This window comes from Seohaeicola zhoushanensis (genome assembly GCF_014656415.1).
Lineage (GTDB): Bacteria > Pseudomonadota > Alphaproteobacteria > Rhodobacterales > Rhodobacteraceae > Seohaeicola_A > Seohaeicola_A zhoushanensis.
Genome location: NZ_BNCJ01000035.1, coordinates 22,423 through 30,532 on the forward strand (window position 1 = coordinate 22,423; position 8,110 = coordinate 30,532).

9 protein-coding genes and 1 pseudogene are annotated in these 8,110 nt (G+C 65.2%); 6 read left to right on the forward strand and 4 right to left on the reverse strand.

All coding sequences use genetic code 11. The annotated features are described in order from the left end of the window. Positions 1-16: 16 nt before the first annotated feature. Positions 17-334 (reverse strand): arsenate reductase family protein, encoded by a 318-nt coding sequence (locus IE266_RS25200; RefSeq protein WP_189682901.1) that lies wholly within the window; start codon positions 332-334, stop codon positions 17-19. Between the two features lie 180 nt (positions 335-514). Between IE266_RS25200 and IE266_RS25205 the strand changes: the two genes are divergently transcribed. Beyond that, on the forward strand, positions 515-721 hold the full coding sequence (locus IE266_RS25205; RefSeq protein WP_189682902.1) for a cold-shock protein: 207 nt from the start codon (positions 515-517) through the stop codon (positions 719-721). A 653-nt stretch (positions 722-1,374) separates the two neighbouring features. Here IE266_RS25205 and IE266_RS25210 read toward each other — a convergent pair. Together IE266_RS25210 and thyX are read right to left on the reverse strand one after the other, a co-directional pair. Next, positions 1,375-2,433 carry a type I restriction endonuclease gene (locus IE266_RS25210; protein ID WP_189682903.1) on the reverse strand — a complete coding sequence of 353 codons (1,059 nt, stop codon included), beginning with the start codon at positions 2,431-2,433 and terminating at the stop codon, positions 1,375-1,377. Positions 2,434-2,484: 51 nt separating this feature from the next. Next, positions 2,485-3,393 (reverse strand): FAD-dependent thymidylate synthase, encoded by a 909-nt coding sequence (thyX, locus tag IE266_RS25215; RefSeq protein WP_189682904.1) that lies wholly within the window; start codon positions 3,391-3,393, stop codon positions 2,485-2,487. A gap of 195 nt (positions 3,394-3,588) precedes the next feature. Between thyX and IE266_RS25220 the strand changes: the two genes are divergently transcribed. The 5 genes from IE266_RS25220 (at position 3,589) to IE266_RS25240 (ending at position 7,751) form a co-directional block, all read left to right on the forward strand. After that, on the forward strand, positions 3,589-4,482 hold the full coding sequence (locus tag IE266_RS25220) for a thymidylate synthase (RefSeq protein WP_189682905.1): 894 nt from the start codon (positions 3,589-3,591) through the stop codon (positions 4,480-4,482). Then, positions 4,454-5,839, forward strand: coding sequence for a surface lipoprotein assembly modifier (locus tag IE266_RS25225; RefSeq protein WP_189682906.1), 1,386 nt, complete (start codon positions 4,454-4,456; stop codon positions 5,837-5,839). The genes IE266_RS25220 and IE266_RS25225 overlap by 29 nt, the downstream gene beginning before the upstream one ends. A gap of 63 nt (positions 5,840-5,902) precedes the next feature. Further along, complete coding sequence (locus IE266_RS25230; protein ID WP_189682907.1) at positions 5,903-6,331, forward strand: VOC family protein; 429 nt, start codon at positions 5,903-5,905, stop codon at positions 6,329-6,331. Then, positions 6,331-7,038: a DUF1194 domain-containing protein gene (locus tag IE266_RS25235; protein WP_189682908.1), complete on the forward strand. Its 708-nt coding sequence runs from the start codon at positions 6,331-6,333 to the stop codon at positions 7,036-7,038. The genes IE266_RS25230 and IE266_RS25235 overlap by 1 nt, the downstream gene beginning before the upstream one ends. After that, positions 7,035-7,751: a DUF1194 domain-containing protein gene (locus IE266_RS25240; RefSeq protein WP_189682909.1), complete on the forward strand. Its 717-nt coding sequence runs from the start codon at positions 7,035-7,037 to the stop codon at positions 7,749-7,751. The genes IE266_RS25235 and IE266_RS25240 overlap by 4 nt, the downstream gene beginning before the upstream one ends. Here IE266_RS25240 and IE266_RS25245 read toward each other — a convergent pair. After that, positions 7,745-7,990: pseudogene (locus IE266_RS25245) on the reverse strand (winged helix DNA-binding protein); the annotation flags it as partial. The gene IE266_RS25240 and the pseudogene IE266_RS25245 sit on opposite strands and share 7 nt — an antisense overlap. Positions 7,991-8,110: the final 120 nt, after the last annotated feature.

Sequence of the window (8,110 nt, forward strand, 5' to 3'; positions counted from 1 at the left end):
CGACATAAGCCCTTGATCAGGCAACGCCAAGGGCCGCGCGCACTTCCGGTGTCCAGCCGAGATAAAGCTGGCCATCCGCTTCGATCAGAGGTCGTTTCATCAGCGCCGGGTGGTCCTCGAGCAGCTCCTTCGGCGGCCGGGTGCGGTCAGACTCGCCCAGCGAGCGCCAGGTGGTCGAGCGCGTGTTGACGAGGTCGCCGCCAAAAGCGGCAAGGGCACGGTCAAGCAGCCCCTCGGGAAAGCCGGCGTCACGGACGTCGACAAGCTCGGCATCCGGGAGCGATTTCAACGCCTTGCGGCAGGTGTCACAGGCTTTCAGTCCGTAAAGGTTCATTCTGGCTCCATCTTCTGGCGGACACAGCCGCCACGCTTCCGGCTGTGAGTACGCCGTTTTTCTTGATTTTTTGAGCGGTCATGCGATTCTGCAACCGGTCCGGCGGGGTTTTTCTTCGGCGGTCCGTACGAATCGCCGCGCACTAACGACGCGGCAAGACAACATGAGGAGACACGGAATATGCCGACTGGCACCGTGAAATGGTTCAATACGACGAAGGGTTATGGCTTCATCGCGCCGGATTCCGGCGGCAAGGATGTGTTCGTTCACATCTCGGCCGTCGAGCGTTCGGGGCTGACGGGTCTGGCCGACAATCAGAAGGTGGAATTCCAACTGCAGGATGGACGGGACGGCCGACAGATGGCCTCGGACCTCAAGCTGAAGTAATCCCCCAACAACAGGCGGCCCGACCGAGCGGGGCCGCGCAGCGGACAGGGTCCGCCAAAGCGCCCCGGAGCGGGCGGTACAAAAAATTCGCGACAGGAGAGGGTGAATCAGGTGGGCGTCAGCGCCCGCCTGGGGGATGATCCGACCCCGGATTCAAGCGTCCCAGCTAGGACGGGGGGTCAAGTTGCTGATTTCAGGACATTTTTCGATGGAGTGAATCCGGGACACCGTTTTTCGGGGTCCGGGAGGGGTATGTTTGGGCCGGTTCAGGTGCGCAATGAATGCGCACCCTACGGGCTTTCCCCCTCCCCCGGACGGGCTTTCCCCCTCCCACTGGCCCCGCTTTCCCCCTCCCCCTGCCCCCTCCCCCGAGGGGAGGGGGGAATGTTGCGCGGGGTGGTGTCGGGCGAGCGCCGGGCCGGGGGCTGGCGCCGCATCGTCCGAGCGGGGCGCTTGATGGCTGTCGGGTCAGGGTGACGGTGGCGGGGGAGTGCGCGGTGCCCAAGGCGCCGGACCGGGGGGCGGGTCAGGCGCTCGCCCGGCGCCTTCGGCTTGTTTCCGAGCGGGGTGGGGTGTGTTGTTCCGCAGGCTGATGGCCCACCCTACGGATGCTGTCCCGCAGCGGTGCGCACAAGCACGCACCCTACGGCCTTCTATGCATACTTCTTCGCGGTCGCTCGAATGCGTTCCGAATGCTCCAGGATATCGTCAAGGCTTTCAACCGGGACGCGCTGCTCCTCTTCCCCGTCAAACAGACCAACGTATTTCTGGGTTCTGTTGAAGTGCAGGCGGACCAGCGGCTTACGATTGTTATTGTCCAACAGAATGGCGCAGTAACTCTTGGCGTCCCGCATATCCACGCGCTTTGCATCAACGGTTCCACGAAGAATTGACTTGATCAAAAGCCAGCCTTCGAGCTCTTCCTGTGTCATTTCGATATCATCTCCGGACGCGCCACCCGCAGCAGGCTGCTCGGCATTCGAGGAGACGGCAGGCGTGTCTTCCAAAGCGCTGGATATTCTCAGCCGGAGCCTATCCCTAACAATTTCGCGGAAAGCCGAGGCTATCGCCGAAGCTATGCTTTCCCGCACTGAACCATTCAGCCGCCCCTCGTAAACCTCAGGCGCGACGAGCTTCACCAGAGCTTCGGGAGGGCTTTCCATCCAGGAATTCAGAACCGACTTGACTGCGGCAACATATTTCAGCCGTTCCGCCTGCTCCAATATGTTCTCGACATTGAAGTCCGCCTTGGAAAACTTCGACAACTCACCGAGCGAGGAATTGGCATAGTCGAGAAGGTCGAAGACGAAGAACGGCTTCCTGTCGAGCTTGTTGCTCTCCTCCAAGTCGGAGTAGAAGCGATACTCCCGGCCGTTCGTGAGCACTGCGAACCGCGCGCTCGTGACCGTGAAATATCGGAAAAGTTGGGCCAAATGCTTTTCGGTCAGAACCGCATTCAGCCCCTTGCACTCGATCAGAATGCTGACTTCGCCTTGCCGCAGGATAGCATAGTCGACCTTTTCGCCCTTCTTGCCTACCGCATCGGCCGTAAACTCCGGCACAACTTCGGCCGGATTGAACACGTCGTATCCAAGTGCCTGCAGGAAAGGCAAAACCACAGAAGTCTTGACGGCTTCTTCCGTTTGAATGGTCTCCGAGTATTCCTCAACTCTCTTGGCCAGAGACTGAATTGCGCCCTCGAAGTTGCTCATATTATCCCCTCGAAAAATTCGAGGAAATTCAGCGCCACTCAATTGATCGTGTCAAGACTTATCCACAACCCCCATGAACTCGCGCCATTCCCTTGCGCTCATACCACAATTCTCGGCGGTGACTTCCTCGCCTTTCAGCATCCGGCGCATCGCCTCGACCATCTGGGCGGAAAGGGTCACTGCCCCAAGGCGGTAATCCTCGAAGGCGCGATAGGCGAAGGGGACCCAGTCGGCGACCAGCTTGCAGATTTCCTCGGCATAGACGCGGATCTCGTATTGCGCGTGGGCGTCGGCGCGCAGGCGGAGGAAATGGAAGAGATTGTGGAGATCCACCTTCCAATACCATTGCGTATAGACGTTGGCGGGCAGGTTCATCCGCGCCAGTTCGCGGGCGAGGCCGATGCCGTCCTCGGCGATCATCGCCTCGTAATTGTCGTAGGCGCGGGTGGAATCGGCCTTGAGCATCTCCAGCACGCGGGCCGAATCCTCGGGGCTCAGCAGCTCGCCCCGGCCCTGGTTGTTGACCTTGGACTGGGAATTGATGTGCTCGGGCGCGGGAATGTAGAACTCGCGGTCGAGGATCGAATAACGGGCCGAGTATTCGTTCACGTTGGCGGTGCGGTGGCGGATCCACTGGCGGGCCACGAAGACCGGCAGCTTGACGTGGAGCTTCACTTCGCACATCTCGAAGGGGGTCGAGTGCCAGTGGCGCATGAGGTAGCGGATCAGCCCCTCGTCGTTCTGGACCGACTTGGTGCCCTTGCCATAGGAGACGCGGGCGGCCTGGCAGATCGCGGCATCGTCGCCCATGTAGTCGACCACCCGCACGAAACCGTGGTCGAGCACCGGCTGCGGCACGTAGAGGTGCCGCTCCATCCCCGGCGCAACGGCGCGCAGCGTGGGCGCGGGGGTGGCGCGCAGAGCGTCGATTTCGGCCTGTTGTTCGGGCGAGAGCGGCATGGCGGTCGGTCCTTGCGAAGATGAATCCTTGAGAAGATCTCACAATATCTGGGGGCGACACCCGTGTCACCCCCAATATGAAGGTCACCGTTAAGCCACGTCACACAACTTCCCGCTGCAAGATCGTTGACTTTTAAGCCCGCCGCGCGGAGTTTTCGTTTCAAAGACCTGATATAAAAACATGGGTTGAGGCAGATGAAGCGGATTTCCTTCAGCGTTGCGGCGTTTGTCGCACTCGCCGCGTGCAGTGGCGGCAATCCGTTCCAGGAAGGGACCGATACCGAGACGCCCGACAGCGGCATCCCGGCGGCGCTCTCTTCGGACCTGGACGGGATCACATACAACCCGGTGGCGCAGACGCTGACGGTGCGCGGCATCACGCTGGACAACACGCCCTACGAGGCGGTCTATACCCGCAAGCCGGGCCTCGACCGTGGCGGCTACGAGGCCTACACCTCGCAGGATGGCTCGTTGCAGCGGCACACCACGGCCTATGTCAAGGATATCGACGGGACGCGCGCCGCGGTGGTGGTGACCGGCGGGCAGTTCGAGAATTACTTCGCGGGCACCGTCTATGGCCGCTCGGGCGCCTTCGACGCGGCGACCACGGCGCAGCCGAACCAGCTGGTGAGCTATGCGGGCAATTACGTCGGCCTGCTGAACATGGCTGGCGACGGCGGCGACCTGCTGCCGGTGGCACCGGGCACCGACCCGGATGTGCGCCCGCTGCAGGCCGCGGAAGTGACCGGCAAGGTGCTGGTGAACGCCGATTTCACCGACAACAGCGTGAACGGGACGATCTACCAGCGCCAGATCGAGGACACGGCGACGCCGCTGGCGACGCTGGCGCTCAATCCGGCGACGATCGACACGAACGGCGCCTTTACCGGCGACGTGACGATCAACCTGCAGAACAAGGGCGTCTACGGCGGCATCTTCGGCGGCACCGAGTCGAGCGCGGTGGCGGGGTCGATCTTCGTGAAGGACCACATCGACGGGGTCGACAACGAAGAGGAATACGGGGTCTTCGTTCTGCCCAAGTGCGGCACGCCGGGCGCAGATGCGTTGTGCAACCAGCCTAACCCGTAAGCTTCTGCTCGCGGCGCTGCTGCTGGCCTCCGGTCCCGCGCTGGCGGATGCGGCGCTGACGCTGCCGCAGGCGCGGATGGTGGCGGCGCAGGCGCTGGAGGCGGGCGACACGGCGCTGGCGATCCGGCTGGCGCGCGGGCTGATCGAGGCCGACCGGCGTGACACCGGGGCCTGGTACCTGGTGGCGGCGGCGCAGATGCGGGCGGGCAATCCGCGGGCGGCGCGGGCGGCGGTGACGCGGGCCTACCGGTTCGCGCGGACGCCGGCGGAGAAGACGCGCTCGGCCGAGCTGGCGGCGCGCTTTGCGCTGCAGGAGAGCCGGCCGACCATGGCGCAGGCCTGGCTGCGGCGGGCGGCGATCCACATCGACGACCCCGAGCAGGAGCAGCGGCTGGCGGCGGATTACGCGGCGCTGCGGCGGCTCAATCCCTTCTCCTTCTCGCTGCGCACCGAGCTGCGGCCCTCGGACAACGTCAACAGCGGCTCGTCGGCGGTCTACAACGTGATCGACGGGGTGATCGCGCCGGATTATCCGCTGGCCTCGCAGGCGCTGTCGGGGACGGTGGCGGCGGTGGATCTGAACGCGGAATACCGGCTGCGCGCCTCGCAGACCAGCGCGACCACGCTGGGCGGGCGGCTTTACGTGCAGCGGGTGGCCTTGTCGGGCTCGGCGAAGGCGCTCGCGCCGCTGGCGGAGAATTCGGACTATGGCTCGACCTATGCCGAGGTCTCGCTGAACCACGCCTTCGCGGTTGGCGCGCCGGAAAAGCGGGGCACGGCGACGGTAGAGGTGGCGCTGGGGACGAGCTGGTACGCGGGGCAGCGCAACTATGGCACCCTGCAGATCCATGCCGAGCGGAACTGGCGGCTGGGGACCTCGGGCACGATCCAGCTGAACGGGCGGGTCGAGCACCGCTTCGACGCGCGGCGGCCGACCGATGATGCCGACGGGCTGGGGCTGGGGCTGTTCTATGCCCGCAAGTTGGCCAATGGCGACGGGCTGGCGGTCTCGCTGGCGCTGCGCGACATGGAGGCGGCCTCGATCAACGGCACCTATTCGACCGCCTCGATGCGGACGAGCTATGCGCTGGCCAGGCCGGTGGGGCCCGCCAAGGTGACGGCGGCCCTTGGCCTGGAATATGCCGACTACCCGCAGTTCCGACTGAGTGGCGTGATCCCGGCCACCCGGCGCGAGGACAATTCCTATTACGGCGAGGTCTCGCTGTTCTTCCCCGATTTCGACTATGCCGGCTTCGCCCCCAGCCTGCGGCTGCGCGCGGGCAAGAAATCGTCGAACTTCAGCCAGTATACCAGCAGCGAGGTCTCCCTCTCGCTGGGCATCCAGTCGAAATTCTGAGGCTGCGGGGCTGTCGTCGGGCGGCGAATGCGCTAGTCTTTCCCCGACATCAGGAGAATGACGATGCCCTTGAAATATCTGCACGTGATGGTCCGCGTGAAGGACCTGGAGAAGAGCCAGGCCTTCTACGAATTGCTCGGCCTGAGGAAGATCCGCGAATACAAGAGCGAGGCCGGGCGGTTCACGCTGGTCTACCTCGCCGCGCCGGGACAGGACGAATGCCCGGTCGAGCTGACCTACAACTGGGACGGCGACGAGGGGCTGCCGAGCGACAGCCGCCACTTCGGCCACCTCGCCTTTGGCGTCGACAACATCTACGACACCTGCCAGTTCCTGATGGACAACGGCGTGACCATCAACCGCCCGCCGCGCGACGGCCGGATGGCCTTTGTACGGTCGCCCGACAATGTCTCGATCGAGCTGCTGCAGAACGGCGAGGCGCTGCCGCCGGTCGAGCCCTGGGCCAGCATGGGCAATACCGGTCACTGGTGATGCGACACGCGCTGGCGGCGGTTCTGGCGCTTGGGGCCGCTCCGGCCCCGGCGCAGGACTGCCGGCTGGCGCTGGTATTGGCGCTGGACGTCTCCTCGTCGGTCGATGCCCGCGAGGATGCGCTCCAGCGCGGCGGGCTGGCCGCGGCGCTCGTCGCCCCCGAGGTACAGCGCGCGTTCTTCGCCACGCCGGCGCCGGTGGCGCTGGCGGTCTTCGAATGGAGCGGGCGCTATAACCAGCAGCTGCTGATCGACTGGCTGGTGATCGACCACCCCGAGGCGCTGGGTGCCGCGGCGGCACAGATCGCCGGATCGACCCGCAGCCAGACAGAATATCCGACAGCCATGGGCCATGCGCTCGGCTATGCCGCCGGGCTGCTTCGGCGCGCGCCCGATTGCGCCCAGCGCACGGTCGACGTGGCCGGCGACGGCGAGAACAACGAGGGTTTCGGCCCACGGCAGGCCTATGCCGAATTCGCCTTCGACGAGGTGACGGTGAACGGGCTGGTGGTCAATGCGGCGGATGGCGAGGGCGCGTTCACCCTGCTCGACTTCTTCCGCGCCGAGGTGCTGCGCGGCCCCGGCGCCTTTGTCGAAGTGGCGCAGGGCTTTCACGACTACGAAGAGGCGATGCGGCGCAAACTGGAACGCGAGGTGCTGCCGCGCATCGTCGGCCAGGCGGAACTGGCCGGGGCCGGGCCGGGATGAGGTGGCGCGCGCTGATCGCGGCGCTGCTGCTGGCCGCGCCGGTGGCGGCGCAGGAGGCGCCCTGCCGGCAGGCGCTGGCGCTGGGGCTGGATGTCTCGGGATCGGTCGATAGCGCGGAATATGCGCTGCAACTGCGCGGGCTGGCGAATGCGCTGCGCCATCCCGAGGTGGTGGCGGCCTTGCTGGCCGAGCCTTCGGCGCCGGTGGAGATTGCCGTCTATGTCTGGAGCGGGCCGGGCTACCAGCGGCTGATCGCCGACTGGGTGCGGATCACCGGGCCGGCCGATATCGTCGCGCTGGCCGGGCAGGTGCTGGCGGCGGCGCGCCACTCGGCCCCGCCGGAAACGGCGCTCGGGCGGACGATGGCCTTTGGCGCGGCGCTGCTCGGGCAGCGGCAGGGCTGCTGGAAGCGGACGCTGGATATCTCGGGCGATGGCAAGAACAACGCCGGCCCGCGGCCCGAGGCGGTGCGCGCCACGCTGGCGGGCGAAGGGATCACCATCAACGGGCTGGTGATCGGATCGGATGCGCGGCGGGGCGGCGACATGCGATATGTCGAGATCGGCGAGCTGGCCGCGTATTTCCAGGCCTATGTGATCCTCGGGCCGGACGCATTTGTCGAGACGGCCCTCGGCTATGCCAACTACGAGGCGGCGATGGTGCGCAAGCTGAAGCGCGAGCTGGAGGGGCTGGCCCTCTCGGCGCTTCAGTAGATGTAGCGAATCTGGTCGGTCCAGTAGCGTTCCACCCGCTTGAGCGAGGTGGTGATCGCATCGATACCGTCGGGGCCGATCACGCCGCGCCCTTCCAGCCCCTCGGCATGGCGGGCGAAGAGGGTGGCGACGATGTCGCGCACCTCGCGCCCCTTCTGGGTCAGGCGCACGCGGACCGAGCGGCGGTCAATCTCGCACCGCTGGTGGTGCATGTAGCCCATCTCGACCAGTTTCTTGATGTATGTGAAACCATACGTGATACTTCGGGGAAAATGAAGCACCCGGAAGGACCACCCAATGCGGGAGTGTCCTGAACTTTGTGTATCCGGGCCGGCCCATGCGGTTTGGGATACTCAAGC

Excerpts from the sequence above, each read along its gene's own strand:
- IE266_RS25200 (WP_189682901.1), bottom strand. The coding sequence starts at position 334 with ATGAACCTTTACGGACTGAAAGCCTGTGACACCTGCCGCAAGGCGTTG.
- IE266_RS25205 (WP_189682902.1), top strand. The coding sequence starts at position 515 with ATGCCGACTGGCACCGTGAAATGGTTCAATACGACGAAGGGTTATGGC.
- IE266_RS25210 (WP_189682903.1), bottom strand. The coding sequence starts at position 2,433 with ATGAGCAACTTCGAGGGCGCAATTCAGTCTCTGGCCAAGAGAGTTGAG.
- thyX (WP_189682904.1), bottom strand. The coding sequence starts at position 3,393 with ATGCCGCTCTCGCCCGAACAACAGGCCGAAATCGACGCTCTGCGCGCC.
- IE266_RS25220 (WP_189682905.1), top strand. The coding sequence starts at position 3,589 with ATGAAGCGGATTTCCTTCAGCGTTGCGGCGTTTGTCGCACTCGCCGCG.
- IE266_RS25225 (WP_189682906.1), top strand. The coding sequence starts at position 4,454 with ATGCGTTGTGCAACCAGCCTAACCCGTAAGCTTCTGCTCGCGGCGCTG.
- IE266_RS25230 (WP_189682907.1), top strand. The coding sequence starts at position 5,903 with ATGCCCTTGAAATATCTGCACGTGATGGTCCGCGTGAAGGACCTGGAG.
- IE266_RS25235 (WP_189682908.1), top strand. The coding sequence starts at position 6,331 with ATGCGACACGCGCTGGCGGCGGTTCTGGCGCTTGGGGCCGCTCCGGCC.
- IE266_RS25240 (WP_189682909.1), top strand. The coding sequence starts at position 7,035 with ATGAGGTGGCGCGCGCTGATCGCGGCGCTGCTGCTGGCCGCGCCGGTG.